Below are 22,534 nucleotides of genomic sequence, written 5' to 3'. Positions count from 1 at the left end.
TTTGCGAATCGTCGTCGGCGCGTCCGACGTCGGGGCATCGGTCCCCGACTCTAACCCACCTGGAGCGGGCGCCCGTGCTCCCAGGTTCCCGCGGGGCTGTCGACCTCGACGCGGCACGCGCCGGCCGCGCCGGCGGGAACCACCACCTCGAGGGTGGATGGCGAGCGAGCCAGGACATGCGCGGCACGGCCACAGATGCGCACCGCGGTCGCGGCGGACAGGTCGCACCGGGTGGCGAGCAGCACGGTCTGACCGGGGCTCGCCGCATCGGGCGTGACGTCGTCGACGCACGCGCAGCGCCCGCCGCAGCACTGGACGTCGTTGCTCGCGTCCGAGGTGATCGCGTCGGCGATCACCTGACCGACGATGACGTTGGCGTGCCCCAGACGAACGTCGGCGCGCGGGGCGCAGATCTGCGCGGCGATGCGCGCGTTGCGCCCGAACGTCACCGGGCCGAGGCCGGCGAGGTGCACCACGAGGTCGCCGCAGTCCTGGCCCACCTGGCTGCCGCTGCCGACGCGGAGCCCGCCGCCTGGCCCGACGTCGAGCACGATGCCCTCGCCGAGCACGCGCGCCTTGCGGCTCACGCGGAGATCGCAGGCGACGTAGGCGCCGGAGGCGAGCAGCACCGTCGCGCCGTTGCGCACCTCGATCGTGCCGTACGCCCCGGGCGCGAGGTCGCACATGCCGTTCCCGGGTCGGATGTCGAAGGCGCAGTCGGCGTTCTTCGCCGCCACCACGCGGCGCGCGGGGGCGCACGCCGGGAACGGGACCGGGAAGCCGCAGGACGCCTCGATCGCCGCGTAGTCCGGCGCACACGACGCGCCGCACGTAGCCGGCAGGATGGGCGTCGCGAACGACGCGATCGGCGGCTGGTTCACGGTGACGCCCACGAGCGGACCGCCGCCGTTGCGGAACAGCTGGAAGAAGACGCTGCCGGCGCGCTGGAAGGTACGGTCGCCGGCGGCCTGCGAGCCGTCGGCGAAGGTGGCGTCGTCCATGCGCAGGATGCCGCAGTCGGAGCCGGGGCTCGGCGAGCCGCAGTTCACGCCGACGTTGCACGTGCCGGCGACCGTGATGTCCTTCAGCGCCGCCCGGCGCATGGCGAGGAGCGCGTAGGCGCCGAGATCGCGGCGCAACGGCTGCGCCGCGACCGGCAGCGCGACGGCGAGGAGCGCGACGGCGAGGAGCAGCAGATGGGGAAGCGTCATGGCGGCACCTCCTACGGGACGACGAGCGGCGTCGCCGCGGTGAAGGCGCCGGCCGTGCTCACGGCCCGCACCGGGCAGGCGCCGTTGGCCCCGACGGGGACCACCACGTGCAGCTCGTTCTGCGCCCGCAGCGTGATGCCGGCCGGCCGGCCGCAGATGGTGACGGCGTCGACGGCGCGCAGATCGCAGCCGCCGGTGAAGATCACCGTCGCACCGACCGGCGCCGTCGTCGGCGCGAAGGCGTCGAAGCACGCGCACACCTCCGCCGGACCGACGCCGCCGCAGGCGCTGACGCGGACGTCGAAGTCGGCGGGAATGCGGTCGCCGACGAGGCGTCCCGTGAGGTCGCTGCCGCGACCGACGAGCAGGGCACGCTCGGGGGCGCAGAACTCGCCCACGACGGTCGTGTTGCGGCCGAGCGAGAACCCGCCCGGCCCGCGCGCGAAGAGCGTCACCGCGCCGCACACGAGGCCGAACGTCGAGCCGTTGCCGATCGCGACGTCGCCGGACACCGCGAGGACCGCCGGATCGTCGGTGCGCGTCGTCGTGTTGCGCCCGAGGTTCAGCTGGCACAGCGCGTACGTCCCGCCGCGCAGCGTGAGCGCGGCGCCGTTCTGGACCGTCAGGCGCCCGTAGCTGCCGGGCGCGAGGTCGCAGCGGCCGTTGCCGGGGCTGGCGTCCGCGGCGCCCGTGCAGTCGCCGCGGGCCGGCACCGTCACGTCGGCGCCCGCGGTGCAGGCGGGGAACGGCGCCGGGAAGCCGCAGGCGACCTCGACGTCGCCGTAGTCGGGGACGCATCCCGGCGCGCAGCTGGCGGCGCCGTCGCCGTCGGCGTCGGCCAGGATCGGCAGCGGCGACAGCGGGAACGTGCCGTCGGGCTTCGGCCCGGGTCGCCGCAGCGTGACGCCCGCCAGCGACGACGCGTCGTTGCGGAAGAGCTGCCACAGGCTGCCGCCGTCGATGCGGGCGGCGTCGGACGCGAGCTGGGCGCCGTCGGCGAGAAAGCCTCGTTGCAGGTTCACGGTCCCGCAGTCGGAGTTGGTGGTCGGCCGGGCGCAGTTCACGCCGACGTTGCAGGCGCTGTTCAGCGTGAGGTTCTTCAGGTTGAGGCTCCGCATCGCGAAGAGGCAGAACGCTCCGAGGTCGCGATCGAGGGGCGGCCCCTGAGCGGCCGCGCCGGCGACGGTCGCGGCGAGCCCGAGCAGGGCACCGAGCGGCGCGGGCAGCCGAGGTGCGCGCATGGCGTGTCTCCTTTCCGCGTGGCGGTCGGCCCGTCGCGGCGCCGATCGTGCGGCGTCAGGCTTAGCGCGCGCCGCCGTCGCCTGCGCTCACGCCGTTGCAGGAGAGACAGACACTGCAACAGAGGAGGAGGTGCGGGGTCCTAGCGCAGCTGCGCAGGCGACGCGGCGTCTTCAGCCCGCGGCCTCGGACGCCGGCGTCGGGCGGAGGTCGAGCTTCACCGCGTCGGGCTCGACGTTCTCGAGCGCCAGCTCCTTCGGGTAGCGCAGCTCGCTGTCGACGACCTGGAAGGTGCGACGGCCGTCGCGCGCGAGCGCCGCGTCGACGGTCACCTCGAGCAGGCGCGGGCTGACGAAGTAGAATTCGCGCCGCAGCCCGGTCAGGGTCATCGTGATCTCGGCCGGCTGCACGGACTCGAGCTGGAGCTCCGGCGGCAGGTTCGCGACCTTCACCGGGACGGAGAACGTGCGCGTGACCGGCCGCGAGCCCGGCACCAGCGCGAGCCAGAGTCCCGACACCACCACGAGCGACGCGACCTTCTCGATCCAGTGCTCGCGCAGCAGGGGTCCCCAGAACGCCTGACGCCGCGCCGACGGCTCGAAGACGCGCTGCGCGTCGGCGACGATCGCCGTCAGCTCGGACGGATCGCGCAGCGTGAGCAGGCGACCGTCGCGCGCGACCGACACCTCGCCGCGCTCCTCGGACACCACGAGGCAGCAGGCGTCGGTGAGCTCCGCGAGCCCGAGCGCCGCGCTGTGCCGCGTGCCGCGTCCCGCGAGCTGCGCGAAGTCGATCGACAACGGCAGGTGCACGGCGAAGCGCTCGATGCGATGGCCGCGGACGATGACCGCGCCGTCGTGACCGGGCGAGTGCGGATCGAAGACGCTCTTCAAAAGGGGCACGCTGACCGCGCCCTCGAGCGGGATGCCGCCCCGGACGTGCCGCTCGAGGGGCTGGCGGCCCGGCAGCACGACCAGCGCGCCGACACGCGTGTGCGCGAGGTCGGCGAGCGTCTCGACGAGGATGTCGCTCGGCACCGCGTGCGCGACGCCGTCCTGCTTGCTCCGCCGCAGGCTCCACAGGGCGACGCGCTCGAAGAGCTGGCGCAGCTCTTCCTGGAAGATCACCACGATCATGACCACCGAGATCGCGAAGAAGCTGTGGAACAGCCAGGTGGTGAGCCGCAGATCGAGCGCCTGCGCGGCCACGTAGAGGCCGCCGACCAGAAAGAAGCCGAGCGCCACGAACGCCGACTGCGTGCGCCGCAGCCACACCACGAGCGTGTAGACCAGCGCGGTCACCAGCAGGACGTCGACCACGTCGCCGATCCGGACGGATTCCAGGACATCCGACATGGAGCGCTCCGAGCTATGCCGCGGCGCGGGCGGCACGCAACCCCGCCGCCTCGCCGGGTCTTGTCAGGCGCAGCGTGGGCCGGCACGGTGAGGGCACGTGTCGTCCTCCCTCGCCGTCCCCCACACGCCGCGGTTCCTCGGCGACCACGACCTCTATCTCCTCGCCGAGGGCACGCATCTGCGCCTGTGGGAACAGCTGGGCGCGCATCCGGTGACGGTGGACGGCGTCGCCGGGACGCACTTCGCGGTGTGGGCGCCGGACGCCGAGCGGGTGTCGGTGATCGGCGACTGGAACGGCTGGGACGCGACCGCGAATCCGCTCGCGACGGTGTGCGGGTCCGGCGTCTGGGCGGGGTTCCTCCCCGGCGTGCCGAGGGGCGCCGTCTACAAGTACGCCGTCGCCTCGCGCTACGACGGCCATCACGCCGAGAAGGCCGACCCGGTCGGCTTCCTCCACGAGGTGCCGCCGCAGACCGCGTCGCGCGTATGGACGCTCGACTACGAGTGGCACGACGACGCCTGGCTGGCGTCGCGCGCGGCGCGCGACGGTCTGACCGCGCCGATGGCGATCTACGAGCTGCACCTCGGCTCGTGGCGCCGCGATCCCGCCGACCCGCGCCGGCTGCTCTCGTACCGCGAGCTCGCGCCGCAGCTCGTCGAGTACGTGGCGTCGATGGGTTTCACGCACGTCGAGATCCTGCCGTTGATGGAGCACCCGTTCTACGGCTCGTGGGGCTATCAGACGACCGGCTACTTCGCGCCGTCGAGCCGCTACGGCGAGCCGCAGGACCTCATGTTCCTCATCGACTCGCTGCACCAGGCGGGCATCGGCGTGATCCTCGACTGGGTGCCCTCGCACTTCCCCACCGACGGCCACGGCCTCGGCTTCTTCGACGGCACGCACCTCTACGAGCACGGCGATCCGCGTCAGGGCTTCCACCCGGACTGGAAGAGCTTCATCTTCAACTACGGTCGCAACGAGGTGCGCTCGTTCCTGCTGTCGAGCGCGCTCTTCTGGCTCGAGGTGTACCACGCCGACGGCCTGCGCGTGGACGGCGTCGCCTCGATGCTCTACCTCGACTACTCGCGCCAGACCGGCGAGTGGATCCCGAACCGCCACGGCGGACGCGAGAACCTCGAGGCGATGGACTTCCTGCGCGTGCTGAACACGCGCGTCTACGAGCACGTGCCCGGCGTGCAGACGATCGCCGAGGAGTCGACGGCGTGGCCGATGGTGTCGCGGCCCACCTACCTGGGCGGCCTCGGCTTCGGCTTCAAGTGGGACATGGGCTGGATGCACGACACGCTGCAGTACTTCGCGCGCGATCCGATCCACCGCACGTTCCACCACAACGAGCTCACGTTCCGGATGCTCTACGCCTTCACCGAGAACTTCGTCCTGCCGCTGTCGCACGACGAGGTCGTCTACGGGAAGGGCTCGCTGCTCGGAAAGATGCCCGGCGACGCCTGGCAGCAGCTCGCCAACCTGCGCCTGCTGCTCGGCTACATGTACGCGCAGCCCGGGAAGAAGCTGCTCTTCATGGGCGGCGAGATCGGGCAGTACGCCGAGTGGGACCACGAGCGCAGCCTCGACTGGCACCTGCTCGACGACGCGGGGCACGCCGGCCTCCAGCGCTGGGTGCGCGACCTCAACACCGCCTACCGCGGCGAGGGCGCGTTCCATGAGCGCGACTGCGAGCCGGACGGCATGGCGTGGATCGACTGCGGCGACGCGCAGCAGAGCGTCCTCACCTGGACGCGCCGCGGCCGCTCGGCCTCCGAGGTGCTCGTCGTCGCCTGCAACTTCACACCGGTGCCGCGGCACAACTACCGCATCGGCGTCCCCTTCGCGGGCTGGTGGCAGGAGATCCTGAACAGCGACGCGCCGCTCTACGGCGGCAGCGGCCAGGGCAACCTCGGCGGCCTCGAGGCCCTGCCGGTGCCGTGGCACGGCGAGTTCCAGTCGCTCCTCGTGACGCTGCCGCCGCTGGCCGTCGTCGTCTTCAAGGGCAGCGCACCGGCCTGACGGCCGGATGCGTGGGCTCTTCGTCGTTCCGGCCGGCTGCGACACGACCCCGGGTGGCGTAGGACCGACGGCAAGGAGGATCCTCCCATGTCCGACGTCCGCCGCCTCGGCGCGCTCTTCTTCCCCGGCTTCGAGCTGCTCGACACCTTCGGGCCGCTCGAGATGTTCGGCAACTGTCAGGGCGCGATCGACGTCGTCACCGTCGCCGGCGCCGCGGGCCCGGTGCGCAGCGCGCAGGGCCCCGAGGTCGTGGCGCAGTACGGCCTCGCCGACTGCCCGCCGCTCGACCTGCTCCTCGTCCCGGGCGGCATCGGCACGCGCGACGCCGCCCAGGACGACGTCCTCGTCGACTGGGTGCGGACGCGCAGCGACGCCGCCGAGCTGGTGATGACCGTCTGCACCGGCACCGCCCTCCCCGCCCAGGCCGGGCTCCTCGACGGCCGCCGCGCGACCACCAACAAGGCCGTCTTCTCCTGGCTCGAGACGACGTGGCCGAACGTCCGCTGGGTGCGCGCCGCGCGCTGGGTCGAGGACGGGAAGTTCGTCACCTCGTCCGGTGTCTCGGCCGGCATCGACATGGCGCTGGCGGTGATCGCCAAGCTGCTCTCGCCGCAGCTCGCCGACGGCCTCGCGCTCGGCACCGAGTACGAGTGGCACCGCGACGCCGGCTGGGACCCGTTCGCCAAGGCGCACGGGCTGGTGTGAGCCCGCCGGCTAGCGCCCGGCGATCGCCGCCAACGCGCGCCCTTCGGCGGCGCGCGGCGGCGCGATGCCGAGCAGGGCCGCGACGGTCGGGGCGACGTCGAGGGCCGACACCACGCCGAGCGCGGTGCCCGCCGGGACACCGCGGCCGAGCGCGAAGAGGACGCCGCCCATGTCGTCGCGGCGCGGGTCGTAGCCGTGCGCGCCCTGCTGCCGTCCCAACCACAGCGCCACGCGCCGCTGCAGGCGCTGCCACAGATCGTAGGCGGCGAACATGCGCGGGGGCTCGGCCACGGCGACCACGTCGCCGACCCGATCGGGAACGTCGAAGTGCCAGTCGGGCGGGAGGCCGTCGACGGGATAGGCGCGCACTCCGTCGAGGCGCTCGAGGACGCGCAGCGCGGCCTCACGCCGCGCCGGCTCGGCGAGCCAGATGGTGGCGACGGCCTCGCTGTTCCAGACGTCGGCGGCGATGCCCGCGTCGGCGAGCACGTGGCGGACGTCGATCGCCTCGCCGGCCGTCGTCATGCCGTGGTCGCTCACCACGACGAGGGTCACGTCGTCCCAGAGCCCGCGCGCGTCGAGCCCCGCGAGCAGCGCGCCGAGCGCGGCGTCCTGCGCCACCATCGCGGCCGTGACCGACGCGGCGTCGGGGCCGTCGCGGTGCCCCTCCGCGTCGGCGCCGTGCCACCACGACATGATCAGCCGCGGGCGCTCCGCCGCCGGCAGATCGAGCCACGCCAGGATCTGCCGCACCTTCTCGTCCTCGCCGACGCCGGCGTCGAAGGGCGCCTTGCGGTACGTGGCGGCGACGCCCTCCCACGGCGTCTCCGAGCCGACCCAGAAGAACACGGCGCTGCGCACGCCCTGGCGCTCCGCGGCGCACCACAGCGGCTCGGCCCGGATCCAGCTCGCGTCGTTCTGGTAGACGAACGGCCCGCGCTCGCGATCGCGGAAGGCGTTGCCGACGATGCCGTGGCGGTCGACGCGGGCGCCGGTGGCGAGGGTCACGTGGCTCGGGAAGGTGCTGCTCGGGAACGGCGGCACGAGCCGCGTCGCGCGGGCGCCGTCGCGCGCCATGCGGGCGAGCGCCGGCAGCGGCGCGCGCTCGGGGTAGTCGAAGCGCACGCCGTCCCACGAGAGCAGGACGACGGTCGGCGCGCCGGCGGCGGCCGCCTGCCACGACGCGAGCAGCAGACAGACGACGAGGGCGGCGACGCGACGCACGGCGGGTCCTTGTGGCGACCTCGGGGAACGCGGGCAAGGCCCCGGCGCGCCGCCACGCCCTCGCGTCCCGGCGGATGATTCGGTTGACTTAATTCACCGGCGCTTCGTACGCGGCCCACGAAGGGAGCGCGCCCATGCCCACACGTCGCACCGCCGTCCTCGGGTTCGCCACCGTCCTCGCCGCGGGGTCGGCCTGGGCCGAGGCCGCCCATCCGCCCTGGCGACGCACCGAGACGCGCGCCGCGTGCGCCGATCACACGCTCCTGCGCCGTCCCTTCTTCGGCGACACCCACGTCCACACGACGTTCTCGATCGACGCGGTCATCCTCGACGACCGCAACGAGCCGCGCGACGCCTACCGCTTCGCGCGCGGCGAGGCGGTCGGCCTGCCGCCCTACGACGCGCTCGGGAGCGCGACCCGCACGGCACGGCTGCGCCGCCCGCTCGACTTCACCGCCGTCAGCGATCACGCCGAGGCCTTCGGCACCGAGTACATCTGCCTGACGCCGGGCATCCCGGGCTACGACTCCCCCGAGTGCGCGCTGCTGCGCCGCGACATCGGCACCTTCGTACCGAGCGCACCGCCGCTCAGCTTCACGACGTTGATCCTGCCGCCGGTGCTGAGCCCGGCGCCGACGCCGCCGCCGCTCTGCGGCCCGGGCGGGGCGTTCTGCCGCGCGCTCGACTCGGTCTTCTGGCAGGCCGAGCAGGACGCCGCCGAGGAGTTCTACGACCGCACGGCCGCGTGCGGGTTCACCACCTTCGTCGCCTACGAGTGGTCGGGCACACCGGCGAACCGCAACCTCCATCGCAACGTCATCTTCCGCAACGCCAACGTCCCCGTGCTGCCGACCTCGTACATCCAGGAACAGACGCCGCAGGGGCTCTGGGCACGGCTGCGGACCGACTGCCTCGACGCCGGCACCGGCTGCGACGTGCTCGCCATCCCGCACAACTCGAACTTCAGCACGGGCACGATGTTCGAGGCGCGCAACCCCGACGGCAGCCCGCTCACCGCCGCCGACGCCGCCACGCGGGCCGCGTTCGAGCCGCTGGTCGAGGTGATCCAGCACAAGGGCGAGTCGGAATGCCGGCCCGGCGTCGGCACCACCGACGAGCTGTGCGGGTTCGAGAAGGTGAACCGGCAGACGCTGTTCGGCCCCGCCAACCCGGCGCAGACGTTCCTGCCGCTCGGCTTCGTGCGCAACGCGCTGGCCGAGGGCCTGCGCGAGGAGGCGCGCACCGGCGTGAACCCGTTCCGCTTCGGCCTCGTCGCCGGCACCGACACCCACAACGGCACGCCGGGCGCCACCGACGAGGACGACTGGGCCGGGCACGCCGGCACCGCCGACGCGACGCCCGCGTTCCGCATCCAGGCCGGCGGCAACGTCGTCCACGACGAGTACAACCCCGGCGGCCTCATGGTCGTCTGGGCCGAGGAGAACTCGCGCGACGCGCTGTTCGCGGCCATGCAGCGCCGCGAGGCGTACGCCACCAGCGGCACGCGCCCGCTGGTGCGCCTCTTCGCCGGCCGTCTCCCGAGCGATCTCTGCCGTGACGCGCGCTTCGTCACGACCGGCTACCAGCGCGGCGTTCCCATGGGCGGCGAGCTCGGCGCCGTGCGCGGCGCCCGCAGCCCGCACTTCGCCGTCCTCGCCCAGCGCGACGCCGGTATCCAAGGCCATCCGGGCACGGCGCTGCAGCGCGTCCAGATCGTGAAGGGCTGGCTCGACGCGGACGGCCGGACGCATGAGGCGGTCTTCGACGTCGCCGGCGACGCCGCCAACGGCGCGGGCGTCGACGCCGCCTGCACGCCGACGGGCCCCGGTGCCGACACGCTCTGCGCGGTCTGGCAGGACCCGACGTTCGACCGCGACCAGCGCGCCTTCTACTACGCGCGCGTGCTCGAGAACCCGACCTGCCGCTGGAGCGCGCGGCTGTGCGACGCGGAAGGCGTCGACTGCACGCGTCCCGCGAGCGTCCCGCCCGCGTTCGCGCCCTGCTGCCGGGCCCCGCGCACGATCCAGGAGCGCGCCTGGACGTCGCCCGTGTGGTTCCGTCCCGAGGCCCTCGGCGCGGTGAAGGCGAAGCTGCGCTTCGGGCCGGCGGGCGGCGGTCGCGACGTGCTGCGCCTGACGGCCCGCCTCGGCGCCGCGGTCGACCCCGACAGGCAGCCGCTCGAGGTCGTCCTTCGCGACGACGACGACATCGTGCGCCTCGCGATCCCCGCCGGCACGATGCGGCGCCGCGGCGACAAGCCCGTGTGGAGGCTCGCCGGCACGCCGCAGATCGCCTCGCTGCGCGTGGCGCGGCAGCTCGACGGCACCACGACCGTCGTCCTGCGCACGGTGCCGCGCGACCTCTCGGCCGCGGCGCGCGCCGACCACTTCGTCGAGCTGGAGATCGGCGCGGGGACGCAGCGCGCGACGCAGAGCCGACTCTGGCAGCTGCGCGGCGACGTCCTGCGCACGAGCTGAGCCGTGCGGCCCGCCCTGCACTTCCTCGCCATCGGCGCCGCGCTCTTCGTCCTCGGCGGCGGGCTCGCGCGCGACGCTCCCGCGGTCTCGGCGCCGCGGCGTGCGGCGCTGCGCGCCGAGTTCGCGCGCCAGACCGGGCGGCCGCCGTCGCCGGCCGAGGAGGCCGCGCTCGTCGACCGCGAGCTCGACGAAGAGATCCTGCACCGCGAGGCGCTCGCGCGCGGGCTCGACCGCGATGACCCCGCGATCCGCGCGCGGCTCGTCGAGAAGATGCGCTTCCTGCACGGCACGGAGCACGCCGGCGGCGACGACGAGGCGGCGCTGTACGCGGAAGCCGTCGCGCTCGACCTCGGGCGCGAGGACCCGTTCGTCCGCCGCAGCCTGGTCGAGCGCATGCGCCTCCTCGCCCGCCGCGCGCCGTCCGCGCCGGAGCCCGACGAAGCCGTCCTCGCGGCGTTCCTCGCGGCGCATGCCGAGCGCTTCCGGCTGCCGCCGCGCGTGCGGACGACCCCGGTCTTCTTCGCCCGCGACCGCGCCGACCCGGCGGGTGACGCCGCCGCGGCGCTCGCCCGCCTGCGCGGCCCGTCGCCGCCGGACCCCGCCACGCTCGGAGATCCGCTCGCGGCGGACGAGCTCGACGCACGCGGGCTCGCGGCGCTCCTCGGCCCGGACGGCGCCGCGGAGCTCGGCTCCGTCGGGACCTGGTCGGGGCCGCTCGCTTCGGCCTGGGGCGTCCATCTCCTGCGCCTCGAGGCGCGCGACGACGGCCGCATACCAGCGCTCGCCGAGGTGCGGTCCCGGGTGCTCGCCGCCTGGCGCTTCACGGAGGGTGAGCGCGCCTATGCGACGTACCTGGCCGGCCTCCGCCGCCGCTGGGGCGTGGTCGGGACGGAGGGCGCGGGATGACGCGCGTGCTCGCGCTGTGGACGCTCGTCGCCGGCGTCGCCGCCGCACACCCGCTCGCACCGGCGCTGCTCGAGCTGCGCGCGCACGCCGACGGCCGGGTCGACGTCGTCTGGAAGGTGCCGGCGCGCGGCGTACCCGGCGTCGAGCTCGTCCCGGAGCTGCCCGCCCACTGCCGCACGCTCGACGCACCGGCGGTGGTCGAAGACGACGACAGCCGCACCAGCCGCTGGCGCGTCGACTGCGGCGCACGCGGGCTCGTCGGCGAGGTCGTCACGGTGCACGGACTCGCCCTCGCGCGCACCGACGCGCTCGTGCGCCTCGTGCTCGCCGACGGGCGCATCGCCCAGGAGGTCGCCCGGCCGAGCGCGCCCGCGCCGACGCTGCCGGCGCCCGCGCGTCCCGCCACCGTCGTGGGAGGCTACCTGCGGCTCGGCGTCGCGCACATCGCCGGCGGGCCCGATCATCTGCTCTTCGTGCTCGGCCTCGTCCTGCTCGCGGGAGCGACCCGGCGGCTCCTGGCGACGGTGACCGCGTTCACGCTCGGCCACAGCGTGACGCTGGCGCTGGCGATGCTCGGCGTCGTCGCCGTACCGGCGATGGCGGTCGAGGTCGCGATCGCGGGCACGCTCTACCTCCTGGCCGTCGAGCTGACGCGTGACCCGGCGGCGGGCAGCGCCTGGCGGCGCCACCCCGCGGCGATGGCCTTCGCGTTCGGGCTCCTGCACGGGCTCGGCTTCGCGTCGGCGCTGCGCGAGGCGGGGCTGCCGCCGGACGACGTCCCGCGCGCCCTGCTCTCGTTCAACGCCGGCATCGAGCTCGGGCAGCTGCTTTTCGTCGCCGCCGCGCTCGCCGCCGCGGCGGCGTGCCGCCGCATCCGGCCCGCCGCTGCGCCCGGGGCACGGCTGGCAGTGCCCTACGCCGTCGGCTCGCTGGCCGTGTACTGGGGGCTGGAGCGCCTGACGGCGCTGCTGCGCGCGTGATCCGGCCGGGTCGGTTGCGGCGAGTGCCGCGACGACGGTAGAGCCGCGGCGCGATGCGCGACCTCGTGACCGGCGCCGGCGGGCTCGTGGGCCAGAACCTCGTTCGCGCGCTCGTCGCCCGCGGGCGCCGGGTCCGCGTCCTCCTGCGCCGGCCGGTGCCCGACCTGGAGACGCTGCCCGGCGTCGAGCCGGTACGCGGCGACATCACCGTCCCGGGCGACCTCGTCCGCGCCTGCGACGGCGTCGAGCACGTCTACCACTGCGCCGCGCTGGTCTCGATGTGGGAGCGGCTCGGCGACGCCATGTGGCGGACGAACGTCGAGGGCACCGACCACGTCGTCGCCGCCTGCCGCCGCGCCGGCGTGCGCCGGCTGATCCACTGCTCCAGCGTCGACGCCATCGGCCTGCCCGAGGGCGACGCGCCCAGCACCGAGACGATGCCGTGGAACTGGGATCGGCTCGGCGTCGACAACCCCTACGCGCGCACCAAGTGGGAGTCGCAGCGGCGCGTGCTGGCGGCGGTGGCCGGCGACCTCGACGCGGTGGTCGTGAACCCAGCCTACATGTTCGGGCCGTGGGACACGCGGCCGTCGAGCGGGCGCATGATCCTCGAGGTCGCAGCGGGGAGGGCGATCGGCTGGACGAGCGGCGGCAACAACTTCGTCGACGTCGAGGACGTCGTGCTGGCGATGATCGAGGCGGCGTCCCGCGGCGTGCGCGGCGAGTGCTACATCCTCGGCCACGTGAACCTCACCTACCGCGAGATATTCTCGGAGATCGCCGACGCGCTCGGTGTGCGGCCGCCGCGCTTCGCGATCCCGCGGCCGCTCGCGCGGCTCGGCGGCTTCGCGGGCGACCTCGCCGGCCGGCTCGGCGGCCGCGAGCCGGCGGTGAACTCGCTCACGGCCCGGCTCGGCTACGTGCGTCACTACTACGATCCGACCAAGGCGACCGTCGCGCTCGGGCTGCGGCGCACGCCGATCCGCGAGGCGATCGCGAAGGCCGCGGCCTGGTTCCGCCAGGCCGGCATGCTGCGCTGACGTGCCGTCGCCGGACGTGACCGCGGGCCGCGAGCACGCGCCGCCCTGACGGGCACGCGGGGCGCGGCGACCGGCGGCCATCCGCGCCCCGCGCAGGACCGGGCGCGGCGAGCCCCCCTCCCGCCGCGCCCGGCCCGGATCACTCGAGGAAGGCGCCCGACGGCGAGCCGCCGTCGCAGACGATCTTGACGTCGGGCCCGACCTGGAAGAACGGCGGGGTCGGGATCGTCGGCGGCCGCGGGTCGCCCGGAAGGAGCTTGCCGCAGTCGGTGCACTCGACGTTCGTCCACGCCGGCGTGCCGTGGAGCATGCCGCCGATCCAGTCGAGGAACACCGGCACGCCGCCGGTCGTGTCGGAGTAGACCTTGTTGTTGAACCAGATCGTGTGCCGCGAGCCGGTGCCGATGTAGTAGCGGTAGTTCGACGGCACGGCGGCGGCGGTGGCGAGGGCCTGCTCGCGCATCCTGGCGTTGAACGCGCAGCTCCCCCCCCACCACGTGAGCGCGGCGGCGGGGTTATTGTCGTTCAGCATCACGTTGTAGAAGCCGGTCTGCCCGCCCGAGCCGCCGTCGAACGCGGTCGTGTAGTGCGCCCAGCGGGTCTCCGGGAAGTACGACGTGACGGCCTTCGTGTAGCCCGGGATGCCGGTGCCGTCGACGAGCGACTCCTGCACGCCCGGGATGTCGTCCGGGATGTGCGCGGCGAAGTTCCAGTTCGGGAACTCGTTCTCGAGGAAGTCCCGGGTGATGACGCCGTTGCCGGCGTCGGCGAGGATCTGGAACTCGGACGCGGGCCACACCTGGTGGTGCACCGCGCCGTTGAACCACGCGCCGTAGGCGCCGGCGCTCGAGCCCGTGACGAAGATCTGCTCGGGGTTCACGAAGTGCTCGCGCGCGAACTTCTCGGCGATGCGCGAGTTGTGCCAGCCGCGGTGCTCGACGTGCAGCGGATAGTCCTGCGCGGCGTCGCCGAAGTGGATGTCGCACGAGCAGTACGACACGAAGACGATGTTCCAGTCCCGGAACGGGTTGCTCGGGTTGGCGAGGTCGAAGAAGCCGACCGGAGCGTTCTGCGGGTTGTCGCCCTGGGTCACGTTGGGGTCGCAGACCGGGATCGAGCAGGTGAGCTGCTCCCAGCAGGCGCCGCCGCCCTGATAGTACATGAGCAGCTTGTTCACCGAGCCGCGCTTCACGAAGAAGCTGTAGGGCGAGCCCTCCATGCAGACGGGCGTGATCCGGTTGCCCTCGTACGGGGTCGTGCCGGTCGGCGTGACGGTCGTGAACTGCGTGTCGCTCAGGTTGGGCGACACCGTCGTCTGCCGGACGACGTCGCCGACGAGGGCGTCGACCTGCCCCCCGAGCCCGCCGGAGGTGGCGGCGGTGCCGCAGCCCTTGCGGCGCTGCTTCGTGAACTCGGTCGTGAAGGTCGACGACACGCGCCCGCGCCGGGCCGACAGGCGGGCCTCGTGCGGATCGGCGGCGAGCTTGCGGACGTAGTCGCTCTCGGCGGCGAGGAGCTTCTGGCACTTCTTGCCCGCGGCCTGGAGCAGCTTCTTGCCGCAGCGCGCATCGGCGGGATCGCCGAGATCGAGGTTCTCGTTCACCGCCGTCAGGATGGCGCCGGTCGCAGAGCCGACGAGCGACACCAGCGCGTCGGTCGAGAGCGTCGTGGCGGCGCAGTCGACGCTCTGCGCGGCCGACTTCGCCTCGGCCTTGGCCCAGTCGCTCGCCAGCAGGCCCCCGATGCGGATCAGCCGCGCGTCGCGGCGCACGGCGTCGCCGTCGCGCTCCCAGTTGGCGAGCGTGCGCAGGACGCGCTTGCAGTACGTGCCCGCCGCACGCTGCTTCACGGCGACGCAGACGTTGACGGGATAGAGCTTCGCGGCCAGGGCTTCGCCGGCGGCGAGCGCGGGGCTCGAGAGGCCTAGGACCAGCAAGATGCGCGTCACACGCGACGTCATGGGCAGTCCTCCTTCGACGGGTGATGAGCGCCGTCGAGCCTAAGATCCGTACCCGCGAACGGTCAATGCATTCCGTGCGCCGGCGGGCGGGAAATCCGCGACGCGCCGCGCCGACACGACGCCGCGCCTTGACGGCCCACGACACGGCGGATAGCGCGGGCGCATCGCCGTCTCCGCCCACCGCCGTCGCCGCCGGGTGCCTCCGTGGACGTGCGCGCTGCTCGGTCTCGTGGTCGCCGGCTGCGCCGCGCGCGGCCCCGTGGCGGAGCCGCGGCCGTTCCGCTTCGGCGTCGACACGCTCGCGTTCCCCAACGAGACGGCGTGGGAGTACCGCGTCGACGCGCACGGCAACACCGAGATGCTCGGCCGCGACCCGGAGCCGGACTTCGTCCTGCGCTGCGGCGCGATGGTGCGCACGGGACGCCTGTTCCACCGTCAGGCACGGTTCGATCCGGCGGCGCCGCCCGCCGACGAGACCACCTATCGCCGCCTCGTCGCCGAGGTGCTGGCGCGCGACCCGCGCGCGGCGCCGGGCCCGCCGATCGTCATTCCCGCCTTCGCCGACCTGCACGCCTTCAGCGCCGCGCACGAGGCGCTGTTCAAGGCGGCGATGCCGAGCGCCTACCAGAGCTATCTCCAACGCGGCAACTGGCGCATGATCTTTCCGTTCACCGCCACGCAGCAGCGGGCGCAAGCCGAAGAGATGCTCGCCGCGGTACGGGCCGGCGCGACGCCCATCCTGCACATCGTCGAGTTCCCGACCCTCTACCTGAACCACCTGATCCTCGTCTTCGACGCCGAGGACGACCCGGAGACGATCCGCTTCCGCGCCTGGGATCCGAACGACGCCGCCGAGCCCATCGTCGTCACCTGGGATCGCGGCGCGGCGCAGTTCCGCTATCCGCGCGTGCCCTACTACGCCGGCGGTCCCGTCCGCGCCTACACCGTCTACGATGGCCTGCTCTACTAGGCGGCGCGCGGCCGGCCTGCTCCTGCTCCTCGTCCTCGCCGGGTGCACGAGCGGCCACCTCCTCGATCGCGCCCGCACGCGCGAGACGCTGGCCGCCTATCGCGGCGTGTGGCTCGACGACGAGCTGCTCGTCGTCGCGTGGGACGCGACCGTCAGCGACCACCGCGGCCGTCCCGTCGGGCACGCCGCCCGCGTGACGGCCGTGCCGCTGGAGCCCCTGCGCCGTACCGAGGCGCCGCCGGTCGACACGATCCCGAGCCGGACATTGACGCGCGTGCCGGCGTCGCCGGGCCGCGCGGTCCCGCTCGACGGCGCGGCGGCGAGCGCACGCGACGACGGCGTCCTCGTCGTGCGCGACCCGCCGGCGCCCGACGCCGTGCTCTATCCCGGCACGCTGACCCGCGTCCCGATCGCGCCGTGGGTGTGGCCGCTGCTGCCCTTCACCGCGGCGTTCGACGTCGTCGGCACCCCGGTCCTCGTGCTGCTCGCGCCGGCGGTGATCGTCCCCGGCGACTGATCAGCCCGGCGTGCGGTCGGGCCGGTGCGGCAGATCGGCGCGGAAGAACGCGTCGAGCTCCGCATGCGGGGTGGCGTCGGCCATCGCGTCGAACCGGCCCTCGCCGGCGAGGGCGCGCGCGGCGCGCACGAAGCCGCCCCAGGCGGTGCGCGCGAGCCCGCTCCCGACGCTGAGCCGGCGCACGCCGAGCCCCGCCAGCTCGTCCACGGTGAAGCCGCTGGCCGCGCCGACGAGCACGTTCACCGCCTTCGGCGCGACCGCGGCCACCACGGCCGCGATCTCGTCGCGCGTGCGCAGCCCCGGCGCGAACAGGCAGTCGGCGCCGGCGTCGGCGTACGCGTGCAGGCGCCGGACGGTCTCGTCGAGGTCGGGACGGCCGACGAGGAAGCACTCCGCGCGCGCGGTGAGCACGACCTTCGGCCCCGCCGCCTCCGCCGCCGCCCGCACGCGCTCGACCGCGAGCGTGAAGTCGAGCAGCGGCGCGGCGGGATCGTCGGTCGCGTCCTCGATCGAGAGGCCGGCGATGCCGGCGCCGAGGCAGCGGCCGACGTTGGCCGCGACGTCCTCCGGCGCCCGCGCATAGCCCGAGGCGAAGTCCGCGTTCACGGGCACGTCGGTCGCCGCCGCGACGGCCGCGACGTGCGCCAGCGCGACCTCACAGCCGACGGCGGCGTCGCTGTCGGGCAGCCCGAGCCCGAAGGCCGCCCCGGCGCTCGTCGTCGCGAGCGCCGGGAAGCCGAGGTGCTGGAGCCAGCGGGCGCTGCCGACGTCCCACGGGTTCGGCATCACGAAGCAGCCCGACGCGTGGAGGTCCCGGAAGGCACGGCGCTTCTCGTCGACGGTGGGCATGGCCGACCGTGCCCCGACCGCACGCGCCGGCGCAAGAGCCCGCGACGGAGGCCGCACGCCTCACGACCCCAGCACCGCCAGCGCCCGGCGCACCGCCGCCAGGTAGACCGGCGACGGCCGGCGCGCGTGCTCGCGCAGGCAGGCCTCGGTGAGCTTGATCGCATGGTCGTCGCCGCTGGCGACCGCCATGTCGACGAGGGTCGCGGCCGACTCGCGCGGCGGCCGGACCTCGCCCGGCGCCGGCGCCGTCGTCGCGAAGGCGGCATAGAGCGCGGCGCTCGCCTGCCAGGCGTAGCGCGTGCCGACGCGGGCGACCGCGGGCGGCAGCACGGCCAGCAGCGAGCGGATCGCGGTGACGTCGGTCACCGCGTGCACGAAGACGACGGCGGCGAGCGGATCGCGCGCGTTGGCGAGAAAGACGCGCGCGAACGTCTCGCTCAGGTCCGACAGCGTGTCGGCCGGATCGGCGTCCACCGCGAGCATGCCGAGGACGTCGGCGAACGGCGCGAACCGGTCGAGCGCCTCCAGCGACGACACGATCGTGCCCGTGAACACGCGCTGCGCCGCCGGCACGCGGGGCACGCGCGCCAGCGCCGCGGCGGCAGGCAGCGCCGGGCCGACGACCGGCGACGCGGGCAGCACCCGATACGACGCGGCCCACAGCGCCAGCGCGTCGCCCAGCTCGCGCACGCGCAGCGGCGTCTCGGCGTCGGCGAGGCTGCGCGCGGCGTGGCCGACGCGGATCACGCCGTGCGCCGCGGCGGCACACAGCCCGGGCAGCAGGCGCGCCGTCCAGCGGACGAGGACCTGGCGCCATGGCGCCGCGGCGAGATCGCGGGCGAAGAGATCGCTCCAGTCGCCGACCCGCTCGTAGCGGCCGAGCGCCTCGGCCCAGCGGTCGGCGGCGATCGGCGCGCGCCCGGCGGGACGCGGCAGCAGGCCGGCACGCTGCGCCTCGAGCCAGGGCAGCACCGCGTCGACCCGTCCGAGGGCGGCGAGCGCCTCGGCGACCATCGGCGCATGGGTCGTGAAGCCGTTCGCCAGGTCGGGCCCGTAGGCGGACAGGAAATCGAGGGCGGGTTCCATGGCGCGGTAGTCGGCAGGCATCGGCGTGCTCCTCCCGACCGCGAGGGTGCCCCGGGCGCCGCGGCGGGGCGCGCGGATTGCCATCTCGGGAGCCGATGGATATTTCGCCGACATGTCGGACGATGAGACAGCGGGGGCGCATCTGGCTGCGAACCTCCGCCGGCTGCGTGACGGCCGCGGCCTGTCGCAGCAGCAGATGGCACGGCTCGCCGGCATCCCGCGCCCCACCTGGGCGAGCCTCGAAGCCGGCGCGGCGAATCCGACCCTCCAGGTCCTCGTGCGCGTCGCCGCCGCGCTGCAGGTCTCGGTCGAGGAGCTGATCGGGCCGCCGCGCACGGCGTGCCGCCTCTTTCCCGCCGCCGAGGCGCGCCTGCGCCGGCGCGGCGGGGCGGTGCTGCGCGACCTCGTGCCCGAGGCGATCCCGGGCCTACTGGTCTCGCGCCTCGAGCTGGCGCCCGGCGCCTCGCTGGCCGGCGTGCCGCATACGCCGGGCACGCGCGAGTACCTCGTCTGCGAGCGCGGCCGCATCGAGCTCACCGCGTCGGGCGAGCGCTGGGCGCTCGCTCCCGGCGACGTGCTCGTCTTCCGCGGCGACCAGCGACACGGCTACCGCAACGCCGACCCGCACGAGCCGGCGCTCGGGATCAGCGTGGTGTGCTTCGGCGCCCTGCCCGACGCTACTCGATCGCGTACACGTAGGTGACCGGCAGGCCGCGGCGCAGGAGCTGCACCGTCACCTGCGTGCGGTCGCGCAGGGCGTCGAGGAGGGCGGCGCCGTCGTCGAGCAGCGGCGTCCCGTTCACGAGCACGACGACGTCGCCGGGCCGCAGGCTCATGGCCTCCCAGAGCGAGCCCGCCCGCACCTCCCGCACGCGGACGAGGCGGCGGCCCTCGTAGCCCGGACCGAGGTCGCCCGGCGCGCGCTCGAGGTCGCGCGCCAGGCGGGCGCGCCGGCGCAGCGCCGCCTGCACGTCGGCGGCGCGCAGCGTGAGCGGTTGCGCGGCGGGCGGTACGCCGCCCTCTTCGCATCCGCCGCCGGCACGCGCCGGCCCGGGCGCGGGCACGGCGTCCGACGGCGGCGGGCGCGGGCGGCGGCACAGATCCGAGCCCCCGCAGCTCGGCCTCGACGCGGGCGGCGAGCACGTCGTACGGCTGCGGGCCGCGCAGGTAGCGCCCGTTCACGAACAGCGTCGGCACGACCGAGACGCCGAGCGCACGTGCGGCGGCGACGTCGGCCTCGACCGCGGCTCGCGGCGCGCCGGACGTGACGCAGGCCGCGTAGCGTGCCGGATCGACGCCGGCGTGCGCCGCATGCCGCGCCAGCGCCGCGGCGGAGAGGTCGTCCTGGGCCTGGAGGACGCGGTCGGTGAACGGCCAGTAGGCGCCCTGCGCGCCCGCGCACGCGGCCGCCTCGGCGGCGCGGACCGCGTCGCGGTGGACCGGCAGCGGCAGGTCGCGCGCGACCAGGCGGACGTGCTCCGGGTAGCGCGCGAGGAGCCGTGCGAAGACCGGCTGCATGCGCGCGCAGTACGGGCTCTGGAGATCGACGAACGCGAGCACCGTGACCGGTGCGTCGGGCCGCCCGCGCACGGGCCGGCCGTCGGCCGACACGGCGACCACCGGCGGCTCGGGCTCGGCGAGCGTGATCTCGACGCCCGCCGCGGCGAGCGCCGCCGCGACGAACGCGTCGGAGCCCTCTGCGCCCGCGTGACCGCGCACGTAGGCGTCGATGGAGAGGCCTTCGGCCGCGGCAGCCGGACCGAGCACGCGGCCGCGGACGATCTCGTCGAGACGGCGCGCCCGCAGCTCCCAGCGCGCGCGCTCGAGGTCGTGGAGCGGCAGCCGGATGGCCTCGTCGAGACGCGCCGCCGTGATCGCCTCGCCGCCGACGCGGGCGACGACCTCGTCGGCCGCCGCGGCGAGCGTCGTCGTGCTGACGGGGGCGGGCGGCGGCACCTCGGGCGCGCCCCCGCATCCCGCCGCCGCCAGCGCGACGCCGCACGCGAGCCGGACGCCGGCACGCCACCTCATGCCCGAGGGTGTGCGTGCCGCGCGGCCCGGGTGCAAGCTACGGGCGGTCCGGATTGATGGTCCAGACGCCCTCGGCGATCTTGTTCTGCCCGGCGATGCTCGGGTGGAAGCAGTCCGCCGCGTCGATGTCGCCGGGCTCGAACGGCGTAGTGCCGACCGACGGCGTCTCCTCGTCGACGTAGTCGACGACGACCTCGATGCCGCGCGGGTTGAGCCCGTTCGCGTTCGAGTCGTACGCCAGCGCCTCCTCGCGCAGGATCTCGTTGTAACGCCGCTGGCGCGCGCCGACGCCGGCGCGGCGCACGGCGTAGGTCTCGCCGTTCAGCGTGCCGCCGTCGGTGACGATGCGGCAGATGCTGAACGTGCTCCACTGCGTGTTGCAGGTGGTGCCGGTCTTCACCAGCCCGACCTCGCGCAGGTCCTGCACCCGCGGGATGCCGAGGAGGAAGATCGTCGAGCCCAGCGGCAGGTTCGTCACCAGCGGATTGAGGCCGGCGCGCACGGCATCGCGCCACTGCTGATCGGTGTACATCGGGTTGCCGCAGCTGGCCGGATCCACGCAGTCGCGGTTGCAGATGTCGTTGCCGCCGAGGAGCACCTCGACGTGGTCCGGCACCGGGACCTGAGCCAGGATGCCGGCCGCCTGCGCCGCGAAGCTGTTGCTGCCGCCGCGCATCTCGGCGCCGGAGACCGACTGCCGCTGCGACGCCACCGCCGGGTTGATCGCCAGGTAGCGCTTGTGGATCGAGTTCATGGAGGCGTGCGTGCCGTTGAACCAGCTGTACTGCGGCTTGTCCGCGGCCAGCAGGCAGATGGCGCCGCCGATGCCGCCCGAGGTGCAGTCGGCGGCAAAGCCCTGCGAGATGCTGTCGCCGGCGACGCTGATCTTCTTGGGCGGCGGCGCGCAGTCGCACGACGCCGTGCAGGCGCCGAGGCAGGCGGCCGCGTCGGCGCCGTCGCAGGCCTCGTAGTCCTCGCGGATGCCGTTGCCGCAGAAGGGACCGGGCGCCGTCGACGTCGTGGTCGTCGGCTCCAGCGTGGTCGTGGTGGTGACGATCGTGGTCGTGGTCGGCTCGAGCGTCGTCGTGGTGGTGCTCGTGGTCGTGGTCGTGGTCGGCTCGAGCGTCGTCGACGTGGTGGTGGTGGTCGTCGTCGTGGGCTCGGTCGTCGACGTGGTCGTGGTCGTCGTGGTCGTGGTGGGCTCGGTCGTCGACGTGGTGGTCGTCGTGGGCTCCGGCTCCGTCGTCGACGTGGTGGTCGGCGGCTCCGCCGTGGTGGTCGTCGTGCTCGTGGTGGTGGTGGTGGTCGGCGGGAGGACTTCGGGGCACACGCCCTCGGCCGACGGCTTCGACGCCTTGAAGAGCTTCGTCCCGCCGTTCGTGATCGCGCTGGTGGGACCGAACTCCGCGCTGTAGCGATCACCGCTGGCTCCCGTCTGGCCGATCTGGAGCGCGAAGCAGCCGCCCGTGCCGGGGTTCGCCGGCACCACGTCGATCGCGCCGTACTTGCCGCCGAGCACGATCTTGATCTGGAAGAGGCCGCTCGTCGTCCGCTTCAGCTGCACGACCTTCACCGGGCCGTTCACGCCCTTCGCGTCCTTGTACTGGAACCCGGTGGTGCCGGTGGCGCGCCAGAACGGCTTGCCCGCACCGTCGATCCCCTGCGGCAGGACGAGGCGCTGCTGGGTGGGGCCGTCGCCGTCGACGAACAGCTCGAGGATCGCGCCGCCCGCGCTGCCGGCGAGCGTCGGATCGCCGACCAGCGTGTTGTTGCTCGGCTTCTCCTTGGCGACGCCGACGACGACGCGCTTCGCGTTGGCGCCGGTCGGGTTCTTCACCGTGAAGGCGTTGCCGAGCAGCGTCTGCTCGGCCGCCAGCGCACCCGTGGCCATGGCGAGCAGCGCCCAGCTGGCGCCGAGCCACCGTCCGATCGTCGTCATGTCGCCCCCCTTTGCCTCG

General features: G+C 74.5%; 18 protein-coding genes. 9 read left to right on the top strand and 9 right to left on the bottom strand.

The features are described from left to right. Positions 1-50: 50 nt before the first annotated feature. The 3 genes from KIT14_10140 to KIT14_10130 all read right to left on the bottom strand — a co-directional run bounded on the left by KIT14_10140 (position 51) and on the right by KIT14_10130 (position 3,805). Positions 51-1,211, bottom strand: a complete 1,161-nt coding sequence (locus KIT14_10140; GenBank protein ID MCW5890901.1) for a hypothetical protein — start codon at positions 1,209-1,211, stop codon at positions 51-53. A gap of 11 nt (positions 1,212-1,222) precedes the next feature. Next, the gene (locus tag KIT14_10135) at positions 1,223-2,452 is read right to left on the bottom strand and encodes a hypothetical protein (protein ID MCW5890900.1); all 1,230 of its coding nucleotides are present in this window, start codon (positions 2,450-2,452) and stop codon (positions 1,223-1,225) included. A 171-nt stretch (positions 2,453-2,623) separates the two neighbouring features. After that, positions 2,624-3,805, bottom strand: coding sequence for a diadenylate cyclase (locus KIT14_10130; GenBank protein MCW5890899.1), 1,182 nt, complete (start codon positions 3,803-3,805; stop codon positions 2,624-2,626). A gap of 97 nt (positions 3,806-3,902) precedes the next feature. On the opposite strand from KIT14_10130, the gene glgB reads away from it, so the two are divergent. Both glgB and KIT14_10120 read left to right on the top strand, forming a co-directional pair. Beyond that, positions 3,903-5,831, top strand: a complete 1,929-nt coding sequence (gene glgB, locus KIT14_10125; GenBank protein MCW5890898.1) for a 1,4-alpha-glucan branching protein GlgB — start codon at positions 3,903-3,905, stop codon at positions 5,829-5,831. An 87-nt stretch (positions 5,832-5,918) separates the two neighbouring features. Next, positions 5,919-6,536 carry a DJ-1/PfpI family protein gene (locus KIT14_10120; protein ID MCW5890897.1) on the top strand — a complete coding sequence of 206 codons (618 nt, stop codon included), beginning with the start codon at positions 5,919-5,921 and terminating at the stop codon, positions 6,534-6,536. A gap of 9 nt (positions 6,537-6,545) precedes the next feature. On the opposite strand, the gene KIT14_10115 is transcribed toward KIT14_10120, so the two are convergent. Then, positions 6,546-7,760, bottom strand: a complete 1,215-nt coding sequence (locus KIT14_10115) for an alkaline phosphatase family protein (protein MCW5890896.1) — start codon at positions 7,758-7,760, stop codon at positions 6,546-6,548. A gap of 134 nt (positions 7,761-7,894) precedes the next feature. Between KIT14_10115 and KIT14_10110 the strand changes: the two genes are divergently transcribed. From KIT14_10110 to KIT14_10095, 4 genes are read left to right on the top strand one after another with little or no spacing between them, the layout of a single operon-like run. After that, positions 7,895-10,237 (top strand): DUF3604 domain-containing protein, encoded by a 2,343-nt coding sequence (locus tag KIT14_10110; GenBank protein ID MCW5890895.1) that lies wholly within the window; start codon positions 7,895-7,897, stop codon positions 10,235-10,237. Positions 10,238-10,240: 3 nt separating this feature from the next. Beyond that, a complete protein-coding gene (locus KIT14_10105; protein MCW5890894.1) occupies positions 10,241-11,143 on the top strand; it encodes a peptidyl-prolyl cis-trans isomerase in 903 nt (300 codons plus the stop codon). Next, positions 11,140-12,123 (top strand): HupE/UreJ family protein, encoded by a 984-nt coding sequence (locus KIT14_10100; GenBank protein MCW5890893.1) that lies wholly within the window; start codon positions 11,140-11,142, stop codon positions 12,121-12,123. Before KIT14_10105 ends, KIT14_10100 begins: the two co-directional genes overlap by 4 nt. A gap of 53 nt (positions 12,124-12,176) precedes the next feature. Continuing rightward, positions 12,177-13,163, top strand: a complete 987-nt coding sequence (locus KIT14_10095) for an NAD-dependent epimerase/dehydratase family protein (protein ID MCW5890892.1) — start codon at positions 12,177-12,179, stop codon at positions 13,161-13,163. Between the two features lie 139 nt (positions 13,164-13,302). Here the strand turns inward: KIT14_10095 and KIT14_10090 are convergent, their stop codons facing one another. Then, positions 13,303-15,123, bottom strand: coding sequence for a hypothetical protein (locus KIT14_10090; GenBank protein MCW5890891.1), 1,821 nt, complete (start codon positions 15,121-15,123; stop codon positions 13,303-13,305). A gap of 196 nt (positions 15,124-15,319) precedes the next feature. On the opposite strand from KIT14_10090, the gene KIT14_10085 reads away from it, so the two are divergent. Together KIT14_10085 and KIT14_10080 are read left to right on the top strand one after the other, a co-directional pair. Next, entirely contained in the window at positions 15,320-16,093 is a 774-nt protein-coding gene (locus KIT14_10085) for a hypothetical protein (GenBank protein MCW5890890.1), read from the top strand. Then, positions 16,077-16,610, top strand: coding sequence for a hypothetical protein (locus tag KIT14_10080; GenBank protein ID MCW5890889.1), 534 nt, complete (start codon positions 16,077-16,079; stop codon positions 16,608-16,610). The genes KIT14_10085 and KIT14_10080 overlap by 17 nt, the downstream gene beginning before the upstream one ends. On the opposite strand, the gene KIT14_10075 is transcribed toward KIT14_10080, so the two are convergent. Together KIT14_10075 and KIT14_10070 are read right to left on the bottom strand one after the other, a co-directional pair. Then, positions 16,611-17,459, bottom strand: a complete 849-nt coding sequence (locus tag KIT14_10075; GenBank protein ID MCW5890888.1) for an isocitrate lyase/phosphoenolpyruvate mutase family protein — start codon at positions 17,457-17,459, stop codon at positions 16,611-16,613. Between the two features lie 60 nt (positions 17,460-17,519). Next, positions 17,520-18,566, bottom strand: a complete 1,047-nt coding sequence (locus KIT14_10070; GenBank protein ID MCW5890887.1) for a DUF4243 domain-containing protein — start codon at positions 18,564-18,566, stop codon at positions 17,520-17,522. Positions 18,567-18,657: 91 nt separating this feature from the next. Between KIT14_10070 and KIT14_10065 the strand changes: the two genes are divergently transcribed. Then, positions 18,658-19,248, top strand: a complete 591-nt coding sequence (locus KIT14_10065; GenBank protein MCW5890886.1) for a helix-turn-helix transcriptional regulator — start codon at positions 18,658-18,660, stop codon at positions 19,246-19,248. On the opposite strand, the gene KIT14_10060 is transcribed toward KIT14_10065, so the two are convergent. Further along, positions 19,152-20,576 carry a thioredoxin domain-containing protein gene (locus tag KIT14_10060; GenBank protein ID MCW5890885.1) on the bottom strand — a complete coding sequence of 475 codons (1,425 nt, stop codon included), beginning with the start codon at positions 20,574-20,576 and terminating at the stop codon, positions 19,152-19,154. The genes KIT14_10065 and KIT14_10060 overlap by 97 nt on opposite strands. 37 nt (positions 20,577-20,613) lie before the next feature. Then, positions 20,614-22,515: a hypothetical protein gene (locus KIT14_10055; GenBank protein MCW5890884.1), complete on the bottom strand. Its 1,902-nt coding sequence runs from the start codon at positions 22,513-22,515 to the stop codon at positions 20,614-20,616. Positions 22,516-22,534: the final 19 nt, after the last annotated feature.

Source organism: bacterium (assembly GCA_026129405.1).
GTDB lineage: Bacteria > Desulfobacterota > Binatia > DP-6 > DP-6 > JAHCID01.
The sequence above is the reverse complement of the archived record's forward strand: the minus strand, read 5'-3'. Positions and strand labels throughout refer to the sequence as shown.

Excerpts from the sequence above, each read along its gene's own strand:
- KIT14_10060 (MCW5890885.1), bottom strand. The coding sequence starts at position 20,576 with ATGAGGTGGCGTGCCGGCGTCCGGCTCGCGTGCGGCGTCGCGCTGGCG.
- KIT14_10135 (MCW5890900.1), bottom strand. The coding sequence starts at position 2,452 with ATGCGCGCACCTCGGCTGCCCGCGCCGCTCGGTGCCCTGCTCGGGCTC.
- KIT14_10110 (MCW5890895.1), top strand. The coding sequence starts at position 7,895 with ATGCCCACACGTCGCACCGCCGTCCTCGGGTTCGCCACCGTCCTCGCC.
- KIT14_10100 (MCW5890893.1), top strand. The coding sequence starts at position 11,140 with ATGACGCGCGTGCTCGCGCTGTGGACGCTCGTCGCCGGCGTCGCCGCC.
- KIT14_10095 (MCW5890892.1), top strand. The coding sequence starts at position 12,177 with ATGCGCGACCTCGTGACCGGCGCCGGCGGGCTCGTGGGCCAGAACCTC.
- KIT14_10090 (MCW5890891.1), bottom strand. The coding sequence starts at position 15,123 with ATGACGTCGCGTGTGACGCGCATCTTGCTGGTCCTAGGCCTCTCGAGC.
- KIT14_10055 (MCW5890884.1), bottom strand. The coding sequence starts at position 22,515 with ATGACGACGATCGGACGGTGGCTCGGCGCCAGCTGGGCGCTGCTCGCC.
- KIT14_10120 (MCW5890897.1), top strand. The coding sequence starts at position 5,919 with ATGTCCGACGTCCGCCGCCTCGGCGCGCTCTTCTTCCCCGGCTTCGAG.
- KIT14_10130 (MCW5890899.1), bottom strand. The coding sequence starts at position 3,805 with ATGTCGGATGTCCTGGAATCCGTCCGGATCGGCGACGTGGTCGACGTC.
- KIT14_10075 (MCW5890888.1), bottom strand. The coding sequence starts at position 17,459 with ATGCCCACCGTCGACGAGAAGCGCCGTGCCTTCCGGGACCTCCACGCG.
- KIT14_10065 (MCW5890886.1), top strand. The coding sequence starts at position 18,658 with ATGTCGGACGATGAGACAGCGGGGGCGCATCTGGCTGCGAACCTCCGC.
- KIT14_10080 (MCW5890889.1), top strand. The coding sequence starts at position 16,077 with ATGGCCTGCTCTACTAGGCGGCGCGCGGCCGGCCTGCTCCTGCTCCTC.
- KIT14_10070 (MCW5890887.1), bottom strand. The coding sequence starts at position 18,566 with ATGCCTGCCGACTACCGCGCCATGGAACCCGCCCTCGATTTCCTGTCC.
- KIT14_10140 (MCW5890901.1), bottom strand. The coding sequence starts at position 1,211 with ATGACGCTTCCCCATCTGCTGCTCCTCGCCGTCGCGCTCCTCGCCGTC.